This is a genomic window from Chryseobacterium sp. JM1 (genome assembly GCF_000737715.1).
Lineage (GTDB): Bacteria > Bacteroidota > Bacteroidia > Flavobacteriales > Weeksellaceae > Chryseobacterium.
The window spans coordinates 221,901-242,702 of record NZ_JPRN01000006.1 but is presented as its reverse complement, the minus strand read 5'-3'; the positions used below and the strand labels follow the sequence as shown (position 1 = coordinate 242,702).

Below are 20,802 nucleotides of genomic sequence, written 5' to 3'. Positions count from 1 at the left end.
CTCAAAATACCGGAAGATGAAGCATTATCCATTTATTCTATTTTATCTTTTCTGCAACGTATTTATTTATGCGTTTCATGGAAGTATCTGGGTTTATCTGGCTGGATTTCTGGCTTTTTCTTTCGTCGTGGTTTGGGGATCATTTGATATTACGCTGGGATATTTTGTAAACAGCATTACCCATAAAAGAACGAAAATCAATGAAGTTGCCCTGACTTTTGATGACGGGCCGACTGAATTTACACCCAAATTTTTAGATCTGCTTCAGGAACATCAGGTAAAAGCTACTTTTTTCTGTATCGGAAAACAGATCGAAAAATACCCGGAAACTTTTCAGCGGATTATTGCCGAAGGCCACACCATCGGAAATCATACGCTTTCCCATTCAAACAATACAGGATTTCTGTCTGCCTCAAAAATGACAGAGGAGATTGAAAAATGTGACGAAATCATCTTAAAAACCGGTCGGATTAAAACTGATTGGTACCGACCTCCTTTCGGTGTTACGAATCCGAGCATCGCAAAGGCCATCAAAAGAACTCATAAAAAAAGCATCGGCTGGAATGTCCGTTCACTGGATACGGTTACAGAAGATGAAAAGAAAATCTATAAAAAAGTAACCAAAGGCCTGAAGAAAGGAAGCATTATCCTTCTTCATGATACCTCTGAAAAGACGTACAACGTATTGGTCGATTTATTGTTATTTTTGAAGGAGAGAAAATATTCGACGTTTACAGTCGATTCAATTAACAAAATCAAATAAAAATGATTAAAAATATTGTTTTAGGAGCATTTATATTCATTTCAGGTTTCTTTTCTGCCCAGATGACCGCAATGTCAGGCGCAGAAGCTAAAGCATTTGTAGCGAAAGTGTCTTCTGAAACCCAGGAGATCAAAACCCTCCAGAGCGATTTTACCCAGACCAAAAAGATGGATTTTCTGGATAAAAGCATCGTTACCTACGGAAAAATGTCTTTGAAATCACCGAATATGCTGAGCTGGAAATATACAAAACCTTATCAGTACAGTATTGTTTTTAAGGAAGGTAAAATTTTCATCAATGATCAGGGGAAAAAATCGTCTGTAGATGCCAAGAGTAAAACTTTTGAGAAGATCAATAAACTGATTGTAGGAAGTTCAAACGGAAAAATGTTCAGCGATCCTGAGTTTACCGTGTCCTATTATAAAAACGGAAATTTCAATGTGGCCAAATTCACTCCGAAATCTGCCCAGCTGTTGAAATACATCAAACAGATTGAACTTCATTTTCCAAAAAACCAGTCAACGGTTTCACAGGTGAATATGACGGAAGCCTCGGGAGACACGACGAATATTGTATTCAAAAATACCAAGATCAATGCAGCGATTGCAGCTTCAGAGTTTAGTTTATAGTCTGGTTTTCCTGCTGTTGGTTTCGTGTAAAAGCTACCAGCTGACAGATGCAAAACCGGTTCAGAGTGCTGAGAAAACGGTTGAAAATTTATATTTTTCTTCCGGTGAAGATTATGTGTATAAATGCCAGATGGATATTTACAAAAATCATGTAAGCGGAATTCTGATCATTAAAAAACTGAATGAAACGACTCACCGCGTGGCCATGACTTCAGATTTTGGAAATAAATTAATTGATTTCGAGATTTCTGAGAATGATTTTAAATTGAATTACGTTCTTCCCGATCTGGATAAGAAGATTGTGATTAATTTTTTAAAGAACGACTTCCGGGAGCTGCTTAAAAGGAAATTTCCGGTGAGTGAATCTTTTGAAAATGATCATTCTAAAATCTATCTTTCCAAAGCCGACAAAAGGGCTTACTACCTGTTTTTCAATAAGGAAGACGGACTGCTGAAGAACATCATTTACACAAAAAACAATAAGGAAAAAATCGATTTCAGTTTTGCAGCAAAAAAACATATCTTCGCGGATAGCTTAAACCTGCAACACAAGGACTTTAAGATCAATATAAAACTATTTCAAATAACTGAAACCGAACAGAATTAACATGAACAAATTTCTACTATCAGCTGTCCTATTCATTTCAAGCCTGTCTTTTGCACAGGTAACTTTCAATCCGGGAATCAGAGTGGGGGCCAATATCGCCCATTTTTCTGATGGTCCCGCTCACGACTACTGGTATTATGTGGATAGTCAAAATTATTATTATAACGGAAGCAACACCTATGATATAAAGTCGAAAATTGATTTTTATATTGGTTTTCAAGCGAATATCCGATTTGCTAAATTCTATGCACTTCAACCGGAAGTTTACTATACGCGTCAGGGAGCGAAATACGAAAGCCAGAACCCTGCTGTAGCCTCAAAGACTGTAAGTGTTTCTTATGTGGGAGCAGCGGTAGTGAATAAATTTTATTTTGATAAATTCAATATTCATTTCGGACCAACTTTAGAACTTCTTACTGATCATAAAAACATTGAATCCCCTACTGATGCGGATTTAGGACTGCTTTTTGGAGCAGGATACGACATTACGAAAAACTTTGGGGTAGAAGCCCGAATTAAAAAAGGCTTTGTACACATCAAGAGCGACCAGACGAATGTGACATTCCAAACAGGTGTTTATTATACCTTTAACATGAAAAAATAATTGTATGCAGACCATTCTTACAGACTTTTACACTTTAGAATCTTTTGAAAAGGGAGACCATGGAAGTTTCACGGCCAACATTCATCTGAATAAAGATCACGATATTTTTAAAGGCCATTTTCCGGGTAATCCGGTGACGCCGGGAGTTTGTATGATGCAGATCGTAAAAGAACTGACGGAAGAATTTACCGGGTCAAAATTATTTTTAAAAACAGCCTCGAATGTAAAGTTCATGGCTATTATCAATCCTTTTGAAACGCCGGATCTGAAACTTCAGCTGGATATTACTGAAAATGAAGAAGATGTTAAAGTAAAGAATATCACTTCTTTTGGCGAGACTATTGCATTGAAAATGTCTGTAAGCTATAAAAAATAAGATCATGAAACTTCTCTTATCTCTCGTAACCGCTTTTATCTTTTTCTTCCAGACTGATCTTGAGTCTTTAAGAAACAGCTATGCAAAGGCTAACCAATCCAATGACAATACGGAAGCATTCATCAATCTTGCAGAAAAACAATCCGGTTCTGATGCCGTAACTACAGGCTATAAAGCTGCTGCACAGATTATGGAAGCCAAAATCGCTAAAAAGAACAGAAAAGCACTTGTAAAAACGGGTGCAACAAGTCTTGAAAGCATTATCAAGAGTAATCCGAATAATATAGAACTGCGACTGATCAGACTCAGCGTTCAGGAAAATATTCCTAAAATAGTAGGGTACAGAGGCAGTATCAAAGATGATAAGGCATTTCTGATCAATAATTACAGCAAGCAGAACGCAGCCCTGAAAAGCTATGTGAAGAAGTTTGCGATGCAGTCTAAATCCTTTTCAGAGGCAGAAAGAGCCACTATAAAATAAAACAATGACCCTTCAAGAAGTACAGAATGCAGTGATTGAGAAAAAGATCTGCATTTTAATACCTACTTACAACAATGAAAAAACCCTGAGAAGGGTAATAGACGGTGTTCTGGGCTACACCGAAAACATTATTGCGGTCAATGATGGTTCTACCGACTCTACTGCACAGATTTTAACTGATTATCCCCAAATAACCATTATTTCCCTGCCTGAGAACAAAGGCAAAGGAAACGGACTGAAAATAGGCTTCAGAAAAGCCAAAGAACTGGGGTATCATTACGCCATCACCATTGATTCAGACGGGCAGCATTATCCGGATGATATTCCTGTATTTGTAGAAGCTTTACTTCAGGAAAAACATGATGTTCTACTGATCGGAAACCGGAATATGTCACAGGACGGAATTCCTAAGAAAAGCAGCTTTGGGAACAGGTTTTCTAATTTCTGGTTCTGGTTCGAAACCGGAATCAAGCTGGAAGATACGCAATCCGGTTACAGATTATATCCGTTATTAAAAATTCCGAAGAAATATTTCACTCCAAAATTTGAATTTGAGATCGAGATTATTGTAAGGACTGCCTGGAGGCATGTTCCAGTAAAAAACGTTCCCATCAAGGTTTTGTATGATCCTGCAGAAAGGGTTTCTCATTTCAGACCGTTCAAAGATTTTACTCGGATCAGCATTCTGAATACGATTTTAGTAACGATCACACTTCTGTACATTATTCCGCGAAATTTCGTGAATAATTTCAAAAAAAAAAGCTTTAAAAGATTCATCAAGGAAGATGTCCTTGAAAGTGACGGCAGCAACCGTACGAAAGCATTTTCTATTGCGTTGGGCGTATTTATAGGATTTTCTCCCTTCTGGGGATTCCATACGCTTCTTGTCATCTCACTGTCTGTTCTTTTTAAACTGAATAAAGTTCTCGCTTTTGTGGCATCCAACGTAAGCCTTCCGCCATTTATTCCCTTTGTGATTGCAGCCTCTCTATTTTTAGGTTCTCCTTTTGTACACGGCGACAGTAATATTTTAAGCAGCGAACTTAATTTCGAACTGATCAAGAACAACCTCCTCCAATATGTGATCGGAAGTGCTATTCTGGCCACATCTATGTCTGCACTCTGCGGCATTGCCACATTTTTTTTCCTGAATAAACTGAATCCGGAGAATGAGTAGGTTTAAGAATCAAGAGCCAAGAACCAAGATGTCAGATTCAGACGTAAGACTTTTTGCATTAAGGTTAAAGACTAGCACTAGCAACTAGCAACTAGCAACTAGCAACTAGCAACTAGCAACTAGCAACTAGCAACTAGCAACTAGCAACTAGCAACTAGCAACTAGCAACAAAAATACACTCAAACACGCAACAAAAAAGCCCCGAAGCTTAGCTCCAGGACTTTTCTCTCTATATTGTTATTATTCTACTTTTATTTCGAAACAATGATTTTCTGGCTGTAATCAATGGCGTTACCCTTGATCGTTACCATATAAGCTCCGTTCAGCAGAGTATTAACATTTACTGTAGTCTGCTTATTAAGATTGATTTTTTCTGAAGAAACCAATTTCCCTGTAAAATCATACACTGAAACCGTAGTGATTCCTGAAAGATCCATTCCTGAAGGGGTTTTGATCGTAAATTCAGTTTTCACCGGATTTGGATAGATAGATATTCCTTTGGTATTAGCAGAAGCTTCATTCACTGCCAATGTGTTACACTCAGCAGGAACTGTGAAATCTTCCACCTGGTCGCTCAGGTCCGGAGCCGGCTGATTATAATTCTGCCATATTCCAAGCAGTCCTCCTGGAGCGGCATTGACACCTAATCCTCTTTTAGCAAACACTTTCCAGATCAGACATTTATCAGCTCCATTGGTTTTCGCCAAATCAGCAGCTAAGATAGCATCTCTTCCCTGTATAAAATTAGGGTTACATGGCTGTAATTTTAGAGCATCAACGACCAACTGCAGTACCTTTGCACTGCCACTGTTAGGGTTAGCCAGTACATTGCTGTTATAGCCATATTTTTCAACATATTTCCAGTTAAGATCCCAAAGCATCGTAGCCCATACAAATCCTATACTGTGAACATCTGCTCTGGTAACCGGAATTATGGAACCATTTGTAAGTCTCACATTGTCATTAACTTTCATCCCATTCGTTCTTGTGTAGGTATAATTATTAATGGCAAAATCAGGAGAATATTTTGCAGGTCTTATTCCTGGCCCATCTGTAGTCTGGCTGGCTGTAAAAGTAGCCATTCCACGTGGAACAGAAGCATTATCTCCAGGCTTGTTGGTCAGCATTAAAGCAAAGAAATCAGACCATCCTTCTCCCATTTGCTCATTGGAAGTCCCGTAATTTAAACAGTTGTTTCCGGTACCTGTCATACGGTTGGTGATTCCATGTCCGTATTCGTGTGCCATTACACCATTGTCTAAGCTTCCGTCTTTATAAACGTAATTTAATTTATCGTATTTTAATGTTGCACTGATCGTTGCCCCATTAGTAATTTCACCCGTTAGAAACTGTCCTTCCGTTTTTCCGATCATAATGGTTGGGATCGTAATTGTAGCATCTGTACCTCCTAAACCAATTGGTGTATCACTGTTTGGATGGTATTGTACAACTCCTATAGCTCCGGCATTCTGCAGGTTTTTAGTCTTCACTGCAAAACCGCAGGTCGCCGCAGTTACTACTGCTATTTTACCCGTTAAGCTACCTGCTGCAACAGCCGTACATGCGTCTGCAGGTACAGAAAGGGCTAAGTTTCCGGTGACAGGGGCGTTTCCTTCAAGCGCCGGGCCAAACTGTGCCGTTTTGCTGATGGGTACTCTTCCTGTATAAATTGATGGTGAATTGTAAAAAAGATTCTGCATCTGCGTCGGCTCAAATAAATACATCTGCATTCTTGGTAAAGATCCGTCTGCAGGTGACTGGAAATTGGCATTATTATAAGCTCCGCCATCTCTGGCCTCAGCCAAAACAGCATCATTTCCGGTACCCCCTAAACCGAAGTTATTGGTTTGAAAGTTTCTGGCTGTTTCTGTAAATCCAAGTTTATAAAATACGTCATGCATTTTATTGTTGACATAAAATAAATTGGTCACTGCCGCAGAGGTATAGTTCTGAGGAGGCAGGGTCACATCCATTGGAAAGTCAAAAGCTCTTGAAGCTCCACCATCAGCAGAAAACTGAACCGTATTGGTATTATTTTCGTCGGTGTATGCGTAAGCATTATTTCCTCTGGTATTGGTATAATGATTGGTTCCGTCAGAATGCCATCCTTCCGGAGAAGCTGTGAGATCCCAAGGATTATTCAGCAGTGCTCTTGCCCCAAAAGAAGGTGCTTCTACAGGGAAAGGCAGTACATTATAAGAAGCATTGTCCGGAGCCAGAACAAAATTCCTGTTAAGGCTGCTATTTTCCTGCTTTATGTAAGCGGGAAGTACAGAAGGCTGAACATTTAGCTCTGTCTGATTCAATTCAGTAGGAAGGTGCTGATGATCACCATCATGGAAATTACATGAAAGGTTAAGGTTTTCACGGTATAAAACGGTACCGTCATCTGTACTGATCACGAGTGTCCAAAGGTTACCTGTTTCCTTCTCTTCTACGTTAAACAGGTATCCAAGGATTAGTTCTCCTCCTTTTGCAAAATAGACGAGTTTGGTTTTTATAGGCTCTTCTTTTCCTTCGCTGTTTCTCGCAGTAGTCAGTCCATCAAACTGCTTGGCAGCCTTTACTACCAATGCTTCTTTTTGGGCGCTCTGTTTTCCTTTGACGATGGAAGGATAGGTTTTAAGAAAAGTATCTGCAAAACTCAATACTTTATCCTCTCTGATCAGAACATTAGCTGAACTTCCAAAAACAGGAACTCCATTTATGGTCTGCTGTATGCCTACAATTTCTCCATTTAAACTTTTTGACGGATCCACATTCACGATGGTAAATGCTTTCAGTTCAGGATTTATTCTTTGAAATGTCTTTTCAGAATTAACATAATCTTTTATTACCTGCTCATGTTTTTGGGCAGATAATGCACCAAAACCAAAAAAAGAACAAAGCAATAAAAACTTAACACTTAGTCGAATTCTTTTCATATGATTTACTTTTTAACGAAATATTGATTTAATTACTTCCCTAGTTAGTAGTAAAAATAACAAAATGTTACAGTATTCACATATTAACTTAAAAAAATATTTATTATTTCAAGTAAAAAGCACATTTTAGATATAAATAATCTTTATTCATCAGTCTAAAATTGAATGGCAATGATGCGATCGATTTATTTAAAAACAACATCCGAAAAAGATAACGGACTCATAATCAAGGTTACAAATATGGCGAGAATGATTAAAACCAATTGGTATTGCTGATAGGTTTTTTCCTTATCCTCTTCTTTCACTTCAAAAGTAAATTTGATTTTATCCGGTTTTCTGATGATCATCCAGATAAAGCCCAAAATGATCAGATTTAAGACGATAGGCGCAAAAAGAAACAGCTTACTTCCGAATCCGTCATTTTTCCCTCCATACCCATGAATCGGAATAATATCCGGAATCGCGCTGTATCTGGTAAGAAGGAACGCTGTGTAGCCGATAATGATGATAAAAGGAATGCAGAACAGCAGTTTTATATGTTTTGGGATCATTTTATTTTTTTTAAAGTCTTCTTTAGATATTTTTCCACATCTTTCCGGTCCGGAACTGTGGTAATTTCTTTTGTCAGGGCTTTTTCAAAAGCTGTTTTTGCATTGGCAAACTCTTTTTTATGGTAATAATATTGGCCTGACTGGTAATAACCCAACCAGAAATCAGGATTCAAAGACAGATAATGGGGAATGAAATCGTCTGTCAGGACTATATCTTTACTGTCTGTCGCAGCACTTACCTCTTCGCCCATCATTTTATACATTTCATAGTTCTCAAATTCCTGAGAATCTGCAAATGGATCTCTGGCGATATTCAGTATTGTTTTTGCCTGTAAACTTTCTGCCGCTTTTTTTCCGGAAAAGATTTCATTGAGATCATAGCAAACAAATTCTCCTAACTGATATGGATTGGAAGAAACCCAGACCAGTCTTTTTTCAGGTGAAAATATAACAGCATGGTGAGCCAGCAGCTGATTGATGGCTTTTTCATTTCCGTAGCCGATCTTCTGGTCTTTTAAACCGGATTTATCCCGTAAAATAGCCGCCATTTTTTCAGGATTGAGTTTTTTCTTTTCCTCAAGAAGTTCCTGAAGTTTTTCGTAGCGATATTCGGAATGGCTTTCTATGATATGTTTCTGATTTCTTTTATCGTCTTTATAGGCTTCCGACTGAAAATGATTGGTACAGAAAACCTTGCTTGTATTTTCAACTTTGTAGACCCCAAAATTTTTAGGAGAAACTTCGATAATCACCGCATTTTTATCATGAGCACTTCCCACCAGAATGGATTCAGAGACAAATACTTTCCTTTTTTTTGCAATGGCAATGGCCTCGTCAATATTTTTTGCATACTGCAGAATTTCCCTCGTTACGAGAGAGATTGGAGTCTTGGCAGTCAGAGGAATCTTAGATTTTCCGGCATTGATGGTTACTGTAATTCCTTCTTTATTCATCCCTGAAACTACGCCTATCATTCCCGGCCAGCTTACGGACATGTATGGAATTCCGGTATCCGGTTCTACAAATTCAATCAGTTTATTTTTAGCAAAATCATCTCCTACATAGAAATCAAAGTTTCTTCCGATTAGCATCTCGCCGTCTTCTGTATTTTCATTCCAGACCGCGAGTGAAGTACAGCCTACCATCGCCAAATCCTGCATGGCATGACCAATATCGTGAGCGCCATGAAGATACAGGTTCCGAAGGTATTTGGGTGCTATAAAATTGTATTGATCTGAGGAATACTGCGCTAAACCGTACAATTCAGCCTGATAATCTTCCCTTACATTCAGATACATTTTTCTGTTGTACCATTTTAAAAAGCCACGAAGCAGTTTTTGTTTAAACTTTGAAGGAACAAAACCTTCCACTTTGGAAAAGAAGATCTCTTCCTGCTGCTGCATCAGATTTTGAGTTAGAGCTCCGTTGTTATAGCCCAGCTGTAAAGGATTTCCTTTGATATAAAGTTCCCACAGCTGTTGTTTATTTTTGGTTAAATAATTCTGATTGAAACTGAACGTAGAATCATTGATCTTACTAACTTTCGGGGTTTCCAAAGCATATCTGCTGATATCCGGAAGATGATGAACCGATTTTGAAACGCCACACGACATCAGGAAAAGAATCAGGAAAAACTGAATTCCCCGGAATGCTGCAGCGAGCCTGTTATTTACTTTCATGAGTGTTGATCATTTGTTTCAGACGATCGTCTATCGTTTCTTTTCCCAGAATTTCTGCACAGGTATTGAACGCGCCTATCGTTACGCCCAGAATTCCATGCATATTCACAGACTGTCCGGTAAGAAACAGATTATCGGTCTTGGTACGCGGCGAAACCATTGTTTTTAACGGGTTATCCGAATTTTTCATGTATCCGTACATATTTCCTTCAAAACTGCCGATATAGTCCCTGTAAGACAGCGGCGATGAAGTATAGATGCTTTTGATGGAATGTCTTAAGTTTGGAATTTTCTTTTCTAATGCTGAGATCATTTTCTCTGCTTTTTCAAGTTTGAATTCTTCGTATTTCAATCCTCTTTCATGTTCTTCTGCCACCGTATTGATGGTTCTCTCCCAGGATTTCACCTCATCAAAATCCATATAAGAGATCGCTGTAAGACTTTCCGCATAATCAGGATGATGTTTGGATTGTGTGGAGGAAAGCATATAGGTTTCCGGCCAGCCTTCTTTGCGATAACGGAATGCATTCCAAACCATTTCTTCCGATGAATAGTGGTAGATATTGTAATTAAAATTCGGGAAAGAATGCGGTTTTAAAACCAGATAGACGCTGAAGCATGAGGAAACAGGCTCCCAGCTCATCACTCTGTTGGAAAAGGATTTTCTCAATCGTTCTTCTCCCATCAGTTTCATCGCAGAGCGGATTTCTATGTTTGAGATGAATTTTTTTGCTGCATATTCCTTTCCTTCCTTTGTTTTTACGGAGGACAGAACATTGTTTTCATTAAAGATGAACTCTGAAACCTCGGAATGTTTGTGAACTTCTGCTCCATATTGACGAAGTTTTTTAATCAGGAGTTTAGTAATCTGGCTTCCTCCTTTGACACATTTGTACGCACTCTGAATGTAGGAGTTCACCGTAAGGGCATGAACGTAGAACGGTATATTTTCTGAGTCACCACCATATAAAAAATTAGAACCAAGCAATACAGCCTGCAGTTTTTTATCCTGAGTCACAGACTCTATGAATCTTTTGGTATTGAGGTGAAGGATTTCTTCATTATAGCTGTCTTTCCCTATGACCTGATACCGTGGAAACTGCGCGCAGACATACTGGATCTCATCACAATAGCTTTCCAGGTTTTGTTTTTCGTTGGGAAAATGGGACGCAAGCTGTTCAACAAAGTTTTCGTAGCCCTGCGCATGAGGATATTCTATACTTTCTTCACCAAACGAAATCCGGTCATAGCCGTCTTCATTCATCTTGTGGAGTTCGAGATCATCCATAATCTCAAGATAGGAGAAAAACCGGTGAAGATTCTGCCCTTCTGAAAGGCCTCCCAGGTAATGGACTCCGGTATCGAAGATCAACTTATCCCGCGAAAAAGTCTGGAGATTTCCGCCATACTGGTTGTTTTTCTCCAGGACACAGACTTTCAGACCTTCTTTCGCCAAAATTAGAGCCGAAACAAGACCTCCCAATCCGCTACCGATTACAAGTATGTCGTATTCTTTTTTCAAAAGGAGAAAAGATGTGTGTTTTTATTTCAAAAATTAAGAAATCCTGAGATTTAGAAATTATATTTAAACCTAAATGAAAGGTTCAAATATCCAATTCCCGAATTTATTTAACGATTTGAGTTTATTAATTAGTTTTCAGGGATAAAATTAGAAAAATTAATCAATATCATCCCAAAAATCGAAATAATTGAACCATTGAAGGGGATATTTTCTGATCATAGATTCCAGATTCTGTACGTAAGAATTGAGAAGTCCCTGAGAGTCACGGTTTTTAATGTTCTGTGCAACCCTTGCGTACAAGTGGTAATGAAGATTTTTTTCTTTCATCACATAAACATAGACCACGGGAACACCAAGACGGGAAGCAATAAGGAACGGACCGGCAGGAAATTTAGCACTTTTTCCCAATAAATCAGCTTCAAGAAATTTTGAGCCTTCGAAATAGCGGTCTCCGGTGAAACAGATCAATTCGTTATCTGACAAAGCCTTATTGATCTCAAAAATATGCGACATATCTTCTTTGACGTAGATGAATTTGATATTGCTCTGTTTGACGGCAACGCTTTCGAGATATTCTTTGATCACCGTCACTTCCTGATCTGTAGTCACCAGGTTGATCTGACAGTCGAAATCGATATCGGCAAAGAAATGTTCTGCAATTTCAAAATTCCCGATGTGGGCACTGATAAGCACTCCGCCTCTTTTTTCGGCCAAAAGGTTTCTGAGATTTTCTATTCCATCGAATTCGTAGGTGTATTTTTCTCTTAAACCAGCAGAAATCGCGGTTTTATCAATCAAAACCTTACCAAAAGTAAAATAGCTTTTGAATACAGAGGCTTTGGATTTCCAGTATCCGTAATCGAGTCTTTTCTGAAAATAATAAAGAATGTAGCGGTTGCTCTTTTTTAAGAATAAAAAGTAATAGGACGCTACGAAATAGAGCACAACATATGAACTCCGGATCCCGATATTTCTAATACACCAGACGAATATTTTATATCCCAGTATGGTTCCTTTAGATTTACCTTTCCACTTGTTCATAAGTCTAATTTATCAATATAACAGTGTACCAATGTAACAATGCTATTACTGCATCTCTACATCATTGGTACATTGTTACACTATTACATTGGTATATTGTTAAAGAGTAAAGTTCAATCGATAGTTTATGCGTTTTTTTCAGCAATCTTCTGCTCAATCGTCGTATAGAAATCATCAAACGTGACCATTTTTTTAAAATCTGCCTCACCTAATTTCACTCCGAAATTAGATTCAATCACTACGACCATGTCGATATAGTCCAGGCTATCCAGCCCAAGCGTCTTTTTCAGGTTGGCGTCATTACTGATCTCATCGCCGTCTACCTCAAATTCGTTTACTAAGAAATCATTAACGATGTCAACAATTTTTTCCCTTTCCATGTTTTTAATCAAATTTTTTAACTATTAATGCAGAGTTGGTTCCCCCAAATCCGAAAGAATTCGACAAAAATACGTCAATTTTTTGAGTTTTCGTTTTTGATACCAAATTTATCTTTTTCGCCTCATCGTCAGGGTTTTCCAGATTGATGTTTGGTGCAACGAAATCATTCTGCATCATCAGAATGGAGTAAACGACTTCACTTGCCCCTGCCATCCAGCATTCATGACCGGTCATAGACTTGGTAGAACTTACCGGAATCTCGCTTCCGAAGATCTCGTGAATCGCTTTGGCTTCATTGGCATCCCCAATAGGTGTAGAGGTCGCATGAGCGTTGATATAGTCGATATCTTCAACTTTTAATCCTGATTGTTTCAGCGCTCTTTGCATGGCTAAAGCCGGACCATCCACATTGGGTGTTGAAATATGCCCCCCGTTTGATGAGAAACCATATCCTACGATTTCCGCAAGAATAGTTGCCCCTCTTCGCTGTGCAGATTCTAAACTTTCCACCACAAGACTGGCTGCTCCTCCGCTTGGGATCAGTCCATCTCTTCCTGAATCAAAAGGTCTTGATGCTTTGGTAGGTTCGTCTTCTCTCACGGAAAAAACGCCCAGTCCGTCAAAGCTTGCCATTGAATATTTGTTCGTTTCCTGAGCTCCTCCGCAGACAATCATATCCTGAAAACCATTGCTGATCATCATATGCGCCAGTCCCAAAGAATGCGAGCCGCTTGCACACGCTGCACTGATGGTAAGATTGATTCCTTTCAGCTTAAAAATCGTTGAAAGGTTCATCGTTACTGTAGAATTCATTGATTTAAAAATCGCTCCCGATCCCATCAATGTTGTATCTTTCTTTTCTCTGGCAATATCGATAGATTCTACGACTGCCTGAGAAACACTGTCGTTTCCGTACAGAATTCCTACTTCATGGCTGTCCAGGAAATCCTGGTCTATGCCTGCCTGTTTTAGCGCATCGCTGGTCGCAAGGTAAGCATATTCACTTTCCTCGCCCATGCTTACACGCTGGCGTCTGTTGAGAAGATTCTTAAGATCCGGTTTCGGCACTACCCCAGTAAGGCCAGACCTGAATCCGAATTCTTTTCTTTCCTGTACTAAAGCAATACCGGATTTTCCTTGATATAGGGATTCTTTGACTTCTTCCAAAGAGGTCCCGATGCAAGAATAAATTCCCATTCCGGTAATTACAACCCTATTTTCCATTTTTTCTATTAATTTAACAATGTATCAGTTTAACAATGTAACAATTATATTGAGGTCACATCACCATTGTCACACTGATACATTGTTATATTGTTACATTATTTTTATTGTTAAGAATAAATTCCTCCGTTGATGTTCACGATTTCACCGGTAATGTATGACGCCTTTCTTGACGCTAAAAACGCAACCAGATCCGCTACTTCTTCCGCTTCTCCAAATCTGTTGGCCGGAATCATCGCTTTAAGTTCGTCTTCATTGAAGTCCTGGGTCATATCTGTTCTGATGAATCCCGGAGCGACGGCATTTACCGTGATATTTCTTTTAGCCACTTCCTGAGCCAAAGCTTTTGTAGCACCTACCAAAGCTCCTTTTGCTGCAGAATAATTGGTCTGTCCCGCTGTTCCTTTTACTCCGGAAACGGAAACCATATTGATGATTCTTCCGTATTTATTGCGGAGAAGTTTCTGGATAAAGAAATTGGTTACGTTGAAAAAGCCGTTCAGACTTGTGTTGATGACACTGTTCCAGTCTTCACTCTGCATCCACATGAATAATCCGTCTCTTGTAATCCCGGCGTTGTTCACAATCACCTCAACGATGGCGTCCGGATTGCTGTCCTGCCATTGGGTCAAAACATTCAGGCTTTCTTCGGCATTGGCAACATCAAACTTAAGGAGCTCTCCTGTAGCACCCAATTCCTGTACTTTAGCTAAAGTTTCCTTTGCTGCGGTATCATTTGAAGTATAATTAATTAAAATATGATAGTTCTTTTCTTCTGCCAGTTTTAGACAGATTGCCCTTCCAATTCCTCTGGATCCGCCTGTTACGATTGCACATTTCATGTCTTAGTGTTAGTTTTTTTAATTTTGAAAAAGTTCTGCGTTGTAGAACCATTTATCGCCAAGTAGATTTCCAGATGTATCGATGAATCCCCATTTCCCTCCTTTCTTCACTCTGGAAACACCCTGATTAAATCCTTTATTTTTTTCTCCGAAGCCAAAACTTGCAGAGATTTCGTATCCCATGGGAATCACTATTTTTCCTGTATTATCGATAAATCCCCAACCTTTTCCTCTTACCGGAGCAAGATTGTCGCTGCTGAAAACTTCCGCATCACTGTACTCAGGCTTTATCACGAAATTTCCTGTGGGATCAATATAGCCCCATTTATTTTCCAGACAAACCGGCGCCAGATTCTGGCTAAAGCTTCTGGCCTTTTCAAACTGGGGTTCAATAATCCATGTTCCTGTTTTATCTACAAAACCGATTTTACCATCTTTCTTTGCATACGTCATTGGCTGATTATCAAAATCCCAGATTTTATCAACTCCTTCAATTACTTTAAAGTCTTTTCCGTCAGCAAGTCCAAATGATTTATCTTTCTGTGCCCATGTAATTCCGTTCGAATATTCTCCAATATTGTCATATTCAAAAGGAACAATGATTTCACCTTTTGTACTGACAATTCCCCATTTACCGTTTTCAGAAGCTCTTGCAAAACCGTTTTGAAAAGGTTTAATCACCTCATATTCCGCACGGATAATTACTTTTCCTTCAGTATTGAATGCCCCGATTTTATTATTAATCTTAAAAAAAGCGAGCCCTTCATTAAAGTCATACAGCTTTTCTGAAGAAGGCATCGTCAGTTTTTCTCCTTTTTTGTTGATGTACATCCATGTTCCGTCTTTTTCAACGACGCAAATTCCATCATGGAATTCTCTTATATTAGTAAAAGAAGGCTCAATAACCATTTTACCGTCCTTTCCTATGAATCCCCAAAGCTGTTTGATCTTTACAGCGGCTAAACCATCTGAAAAACTTTTTGCGGTATCGAAACTCGGTTCAATAATATATTTCCCTGATTTATCGATATATCCTATTTTTGATTTTTCCTTTACCAACGCTAATTCCTGGGCAAAAAGCATTTGTCCTATAGCTATCAGTGAAAAAATCAGTATTTTTTTCATGTCTTATTTTAAATTTTTAAGATATTGCTTTACTTCCTCCAGATACGGATACATCACCATATCATCTGAGAACGCGGGAATAATCTTTCTTATTTCGTCATACAGCTCTTTGGTAGAAGACGAAACCTTATCTTGAAATCCTAGGTATTCTACAGCCTGAATGATGGTAATCGCTTCAATGGCCAATACCTCAAATGCATTCTCGATCACCTTTCTGCAGATCACTGCAGCATTGGTTCCCATGCTTACAATATCCTGATTATCATTATTATTAGGGATACTGTGTACATACATTGAATTGGACAACATCTGGCTTTCCGCCGTGGTAGATGTCGCCGTAAACTGAACGCCCTGCATTCCGAAATTGAACCCTAATTTACCTAAATTTACAAAAGGAGGCAAGATTTCGTTGATCTTTGCATTTAAAAGGTAGTTCAACTGCCTTTCTGCCAGCATTGTCAGCTTGGTAACAACGATTTTCAGTTTGTCCATTTCCAATGAAATATAATCTCCGTGGAAATTTCCTCCGTGATAAACGTGCTTGTCCGCTACATTGATAATCGGGTTGTCATTCGCTGAATTGATCTCATTCTCAAGAACATTTTCAGTATATTCCAAAGTATCCAAAACAGGTCCTAAAATCTGCGGAACACATCTTAATGAATAGTACTCCTGAACTTTTTCCTTAAATACTTTTTCCTGCTCTTCAAAATGGGTATAAAGGTGATCTTCTCTTTTTCTGATCAGTTTACTGTCAGCCAGATGGGCACGCATTCTCTCGGCTACTTTCTGTTGACCGTAATGTTTTTTCGTCCCGTTCAAAGCTTCCGAAAGGTGGTCATCATACGCCTGAACGATCTCATTGATCGCACATGAAAGTCTGATTGAAATATCGGTCAGCTGATTCGCTTTATAAGCATTTACGATTCCTATCCCAGACATTACGGAAGTACCGTTCATCAAAGCAAGTCCTTCACGGATCTCTACTTTGATCGGCTCTAATCCTTCTGCTTCAAAAACATCTTTTGTTGCTTTTCTTTCGCCATTATAATATACTTCTCCTTCTCCTATCAGTACCAAAGCAAGATGGGCAAGCTGCACCAAATCTCCACTTGCGCCTACTCCTCCATGCTCAAAGATCAACGGCGTAATGCCTCTGTTTATCAATTCTTTAAGTAAATAAACAACAGACTGATGAACGCCTGAATTTCCAAGTGAAAGGGTATTGAGTCTTGCCAGCATACAGGCTTTTACTTCCTGAGCAGGCAGCGGGTTCCCGATTCCTGAAGAATGGCTTCTGATCAGGTTATACTGAAGCTGGTGTGTGTCCTCATCACTGATTTTGAACTGAGCCATAGGCCCGAATCCGGTATTCACACCATATATTACTTTGTTTCGCGAAAATTCCTTTAAAAACTGAAAACTTGTTTCCACTCTATCCAAAAGTGTTTCGTCCAGTTCGATTTTTTCGTTCTCAATGATAATTTTTTGAAAATCCTTCAGTTCTAAAAAGCTATTTATTTTCATCAATTAAAAGTAATAGTTGATAATTTTGTAAAATATTAATTAATTGTCACTAATTTTGCGGCAAAGATAGAAGTTATTATTAAAATAAAAAATCAAGATGAGCAAAGAATTTGTTGATGTTCTCGTAATCGGGGCTGGGCCTTCCGGATGCGTATCTTCTTCATACTTAAAGAAGAACAATGTCAACGTAAAAGTGGTCGAAAAGACAAAATTCCCCAGACTTGTAGTAGGTGAAAGCCTAATTCCCAGAGTAATGGATCATTTTGACGAGGCCGGACTTTTTCCTGCTTTGGATAAAATGGGCTTTGAAAAAAAACTGGGCGCCCGTTTTTTACGTGGCGATGAAGTCTGCATTTTTGATTTCAGTGATAAGTTCGGAGAAGGCTGGGACTGGACCTGGCAGGTTCCGAGAGCTGATTTTGATAACACTCTTGCCCAGGAAGTGATCAATAAAGGCATCGATCTTGAATTTGAAACTGAAGTCATTGATATCCAGTTTAACGGTACAGACTCTATCACGACTGTAAAAACAAAGGATGGTGAAACGAAAGAGATTCATTCTAAATTCGTCATCGATTCCAGTGGATACGGAAGAGTGCTTCCTAGACTTCTTGATCTTGAAAAACCTTCCAAACTTTCTCCCCATTCTGCTATTTTTGCCCACGTAGAAGATAGTAACAGAGAGGAAGGTGAAGAGGGAACACTGATCTCTTTTGATATTATAGAAACTGAAGTATGGCTTTGGGTGATTCCTTTCTCCAACGGAAATACGAGTGTTGGGATTGTAGGTCCTACGGAATACATCGACAAACTTTCTGAAAACGGTGATACTGCAGAAGCTTTAAGAAAAGCAATTTCTCTGTCAGATTATTATGTAAAACGTTTCGGAGGTGTAGATTTCCTTTTTGAACCAAGACATCTGAAAGATTATTCGTGTTCGGTGAAACAGTTATTCGGAGACGGATATGCGCTTACCGGAAATGCTTCTGAGTTCCTTGATCCGGTATTCTCATCGGGAATGGCTTTTGCTACGGAATCAGGAATGCTTGCTGCGAAACTGGCCTTACGACAGCTGAACGGCGAGAAGATCGACTGGCAGACGGAATACACAGACTATATTCTTTATGGCGTAGATGTATTTACGACGTATGTAAAAGAATGGTATACAGGAAATCTTCAGGAATTATTTTTCCATCAACCGGAAAACCCTGATGTTAAAAAGAAAATCTGTGCAGTATTAGCCGGTTATGTCTGGAATAAAGACAATCCGTTTGTCAAAAAGCACGATACGGTTATTAAAAATCTTGCGAACCTGATTAAGCTTGAAAAACAGCAACAGCAGGAACAATCATAAAAAAACCGGTCTGAATTTCAGACCGGTTTTATTTTATCTTAAAGCTTTTTTTATTTCTCTTCCTACATACCTTCCGGCAGATTCATAACCCGCAGCAATTCTCCCATATTCCATTACGAACTCTTTATTATTCACAAATTTATCAAACTTATTAAGTTCTACTTCGGCTAAGACAACTGAAGGATTACCCGTTTCCACCAGTTTTATCTTACCGGTTATTTCTGCAGTCATTGCCGTCAGTCCTGCGTGCCAGCCCGGGAAGATCCATTTTGTTTCCAGCAATAAGGTATATTGTGCAGAACTACCTTTTTTAAATGAAATATTCTTATAAGATTTGTTTAATCCTTTTATCAGATAATCTGCGTAATTCTCTTTTTTATATTGTTCCCACTCGTCAATCCATTTCTTCCATGCTTCTTCTCCTCTTTTAGGATTTTCAAGAACCTGTTTTTTCCTGTTTTCAAGATATTGAGCTTCTGTAATATTTTCTTTCATAAATAATACATTTTCAAACTTCAGTTCCACATTTACCTCTGTTTGATCTTTTAAGGCAAGAAAATTTCCTGAGACAATACTGAATTTTTCCTGTGCGAAAGTGGTCGTTGCCACTGCCATAAACAGTAGCAATAATAATTTTTTCATGGTTTATTTTTTTTTTAAATTTAATAGTTGAAAAACTTGATTTTTATCTCAAATCTATAAATGTGATCGGTTTTCTGCTGTTCGGATTAAAAACAGTTTTGGACAGAATATCGAAGTCTATGATTTCAATTTTAGGACTTACTCTCAGTTTTGCACGGAAGTGGTCACGAACTTCATTCACAAAGGTTTCCTGATCCTGATCTGTGCTTAGTTTAATGATAATTTCATCCAGCCCGATTTCATTAGACTGAATAACGATCTGATAGCACAAAATCGTATTGAAATCATTTAAAATATCAGTCATTGCTGGTGGATACAGCGTTGTTCCTTTGTATTTGATCATCTGCTGTTTTCTTCCGACAACAGGACCAAGCCTCATCGTATTTCTTCCACAACGGCAAGGTTCGTAATGGGCTTTTACAACATCTCCCGTCTTGAAACGTAATAAAGGAATGGCTTCAACACCTAAAGTAGTGATCGTAAGCTCGCCGTTTTCTCCTTCCGCGACAGGATTTTCATTATCATCAAGAATTTCTGTGATAATCAGTTCCGGATGTTGATGTCCTCCGGTTTGAAATTCACACTCCGTGAAGGCTGTACTCATTTCTGTGGAAGCGTAAGTGGAAAATAATTTGATGTTCCATTTCTCTTTGATTTTCTGTGAAAGAATATTGTCTGTAAAATCCTGATTTTTGATGCTTTCACCGATACAAATGGCTCCATAGACACTGGAATTCTTATAATCTACACCATGTTTTTCAGCATAATCAATCATCTTTAATAGAAAAGACGGAACGGTAATCAGGTATTTGGGTTTGTATCTGAAAATAGAATCCCACTGCAGCTCGGGAATACCGGGTCCCATTCTGACCACACTGGCACCCATTTTTCTCAGTCCCAGAAAATAAGCCAGACCGGCCATAAATCTTTTATCAATGGTAGTGATCATCTGTACAACATCTCCTTTCTGAATTCCTGCACAGGCAAAGGAAATCGCTTCATTGTAAGCCAGCCTTTCGAGATCGCTGTCAGAAAGCCCGAATGTAACCGGATCTCCCAACGTACCTGAAGTGGTGCTGTAGTCTACAATTTTATCCGGCGAAATACAGAAAAAATCGTGATTGTGCTGCTGCAAATCATCTTTCGTGGTTGTGGGAATTTTCCGCAGGTCTTCCAATGTCTGAATATCCGAGATACTGATTCCGTTTTCCTGAAACAGTTTCTGATAAAAAGGTGAGTTTTTTTCAAGATAAACGAGAAGCTCCTGAAGCTTTTGCTCCTGAAACTTTTTGATGTCCTGAAGGTCTGATCTTTCGATGTCCGGATAGAATTCCAATGATTTTAATTTTAAGG

The 20,802-nt window shown here is 38.7% G+C and carries 20 protein-coding genes; 8 read left to right on the top strand and 12 right to left on the bottom strand.

The genetic code is table 11. The features are described 5' to 3' along the window. Window positions 1–16: 16 nt before the first annotated feature. The 7 genes from IW22_RS12860 to IW22_RS12830 are packed head-to-tail and all read left to right on the top strand — an operon-like array spanning window position 17 to window position 4,637. Window positions 17–763 carry a polysaccharide deacetylase family protein gene (locus tag IW22_RS12860; RefSeq protein ID WP_034727002.1) on the top strand — a complete coding sequence of 249 codons (747 nt, stop codon included), beginning with the start codon at window positions 17–19 and terminating at the stop codon, window positions 761–763. Window positions 764–765: 2 nt separating this feature from the next. Next, entirely contained in the window at window positions 766–1,392 is a 627-nt protein-coding gene (locus IW22_RS12855; RefSeq protein WP_034727001.1) for a LolA family protein, read from the top strand. Next, window positions 1,358–1,999 (top strand): hypothetical protein, encoded by a 642-nt coding sequence (locus IW22_RS12850; RefSeq protein ID WP_034727000.1) that lies wholly within the window; start codon window positions 1,358–1,360, stop codon window positions 1,997–1,999. Before IW22_RS12855 ends, IW22_RS12850 begins: the two co-directional genes overlap by 35 nt. Window position 2,000: 1 nt before the next feature. Further along, window positions 2,001–2,603 carry an outer membrane beta-barrel protein gene (locus tag IW22_RS23665; protein ID WP_051891224.1) on the top strand — a complete coding sequence of 201 codons (603 nt, stop codon included), beginning with the start codon at window positions 2,001–2,003 and terminating at the stop codon, window positions 2,601–2,603. Between the two features lie 4 nt (window positions 2,604–2,607). Further along, window positions 2,608–2,979: a 3-hydroxyacyl-ACP dehydratase gene (locus IW22_RS12840; protein ID WP_081873946.1), complete on the top strand. Its 372-nt coding sequence runs from the start codon at window positions 2,608–2,610 to the stop codon at window positions 2,977–2,979. Between the two features lie 4 nt (window positions 2,980–2,983). Then, the gene (locus IW22_RS12835) at window positions 2,984–3,460 is read left to right on the top strand and encodes a hypothetical protein (protein ID WP_034726999.1); all 477 of its coding nucleotides are present in this window, start codon (window positions 2,984–2,986) and stop codon (window positions 3,458–3,460) included. 4 nt (window positions 3,461–3,464) lie between these two features. Next, complete coding sequence (locus IW22_RS12830; RefSeq protein ID WP_034726998.1) at window positions 3,465–4,637, top strand: DUF2062 domain-containing protein; 1,173 nt, start codon at window positions 3,465–3,467, stop codon at window positions 4,635–4,637. A gap of 251 nt (window positions 4,638–4,888) precedes the next feature. On the opposite strand, the gene IW22_RS12825 is transcribed toward IW22_RS12830, so the two are convergent. The 10 genes from IW22_RS12825 to hutH form a co-directional block, all read right to left on the bottom strand. Continuing rightward, window positions 4,889–7,561: a T9SS-dependent M36 family metallopeptidase gene (locus IW22_RS12825; protein ID WP_081873945.1), complete on the bottom strand. Its 2,673-nt coding sequence runs from the start codon at window positions 7,559–7,561 to the stop codon at window positions 4,889–4,891. A gap of 185 nt (window positions 7,562–7,746) precedes the next feature. Further along, window positions 7,747–8,112 carry a DUF1648 domain-containing protein gene (locus tag IW22_RS12820; RefSeq protein ID WP_034726997.1) on the bottom strand — a complete coding sequence of 122 codons (366 nt, stop codon included), beginning with the start codon at window positions 8,110–8,112 and terminating at the stop codon, window positions 7,747–7,749. Beyond that, window positions 8,109–9,791, bottom strand: coding sequence for an acyl-CoA--6-aminopenicillanic acid acyl-transferase (locus IW22_RS12815; protein ID WP_034726996.1), 1,683 nt, complete (start codon window positions 9,789–9,791; stop codon window positions 8,109–8,111). The genes IW22_RS12820 and IW22_RS12815 overlap by 4 nt, the downstream gene beginning before the upstream one ends. Further along, window positions 9,778–11,313 (bottom strand): phytoene desaturase family protein, encoded by a 1,536-nt coding sequence (locus IW22_RS12810; protein ID WP_034726995.1) that lies wholly within the window; start codon window positions 11,311–11,313, stop codon window positions 9,778–9,780. The genes IW22_RS12815 and IW22_RS12810 overlap by 14 nt, the downstream gene beginning before the upstream one ends. 156 nt (window positions 11,314–11,469) lie before the next feature. Then, window positions 11,470–12,354 carry a lipid A biosynthesis acyltransferase gene (locus IW22_RS12805; RefSeq protein ID WP_034726994.1) on the bottom strand — a complete coding sequence of 295 codons (885 nt, stop codon included), beginning with the start codon at window positions 12,352–12,354 and terminating at the stop codon, window positions 11,470–11,472. A 125-nt stretch (window positions 12,355–12,479) separates the two neighbouring features. Beyond that, complete coding sequence (locus IW22_RS12800) at window positions 12,480–12,734, bottom strand: acyl carrier protein (protein WP_034727052.1); 255 nt, start codon at window positions 12,732–12,734, stop codon at window positions 12,480–12,482. Between the two features lie 4 nt (window positions 12,735–12,738). After that, on the bottom strand, window positions 12,739–13,959 hold the full coding sequence (locus IW22_RS12795) for a beta-ketoacyl-[acyl-carrier-protein] synthase family protein (RefSeq protein WP_034726993.1): 1,221 nt from the start codon (window positions 13,957–13,959) through the stop codon (window positions 12,739–12,741). A gap of 110 nt (window positions 13,960–14,069) precedes the next feature. Continuing rightward, window positions 14,070–14,801, bottom strand: coding sequence for a 3-oxoacyl-ACP reductase FabG (gene fabG / locus IW22_RS12790; RefSeq protein WP_034726992.1), 732 nt, complete (start codon window positions 14,799–14,801; stop codon window positions 14,070–14,072). An 18-nt stretch (window positions 14,802–14,819) separates the two neighbouring features. Then, window positions 14,820–15,926 carry a WG repeat-containing protein gene (locus IW22_RS12785; protein WP_034726991.1) on the bottom strand — a complete coding sequence of 369 codons (1,107 nt, stop codon included), beginning with the start codon at window positions 15,924–15,926 and terminating at the stop codon, window positions 14,820–14,822. A gap of 3 nt (window positions 15,927–15,929) precedes the next feature. Continuing rightward, window positions 15,930–17,453 carry a histidine ammonia-lyase gene (hutH, locus tag IW22_RS12780; protein ID WP_034726990.1) on the bottom strand — a complete coding sequence of 508 codons (1,524 nt, stop codon included), beginning with the start codon at window positions 17,451–17,453 and terminating at the stop codon, window positions 15,930–15,932. Window positions 17,454–17,550: 97 nt separating this feature from the next. On the opposite strand from hutH, the gene IW22_RS12775 reads away from it, so the two are divergent. Continuing rightward, window positions 17,551–18,807 (top strand): NAD(P)/FAD-dependent oxidoreductase, encoded by a 1,257-nt coding sequence (locus IW22_RS12775; protein WP_034726989.1) that lies wholly within the window; start codon window positions 17,551–17,553, stop codon window positions 18,805–18,807. Between the two features lie 33 nt (window positions 18,808–18,840). Here IW22_RS12775 and IW22_RS12770 read toward each other — a convergent pair whose 3' ends face one another. Together IW22_RS12770 and IW22_RS12765 are read right to left on the bottom strand one after the other, a co-directional pair. Continuing rightward, entirely contained in the window at window positions 18,841–19,449 is a 609-nt protein-coding gene (locus IW22_RS12770; protein ID WP_034726988.1) for a hypothetical protein, read from the bottom strand. Window positions 19,450–19,492: 43 nt separating this feature from the next. Then, a complete protein-coding gene (locus IW22_RS12765; RefSeq protein WP_034726987.1) occupies window positions 19,493–20,785 on the bottom strand; it encodes a phenylacetate--CoA ligase family protein in 1,293 nt (430 codons plus the stop codon). Window positions 20,786–20,802 lie beyond the last annotated feature (17 nt).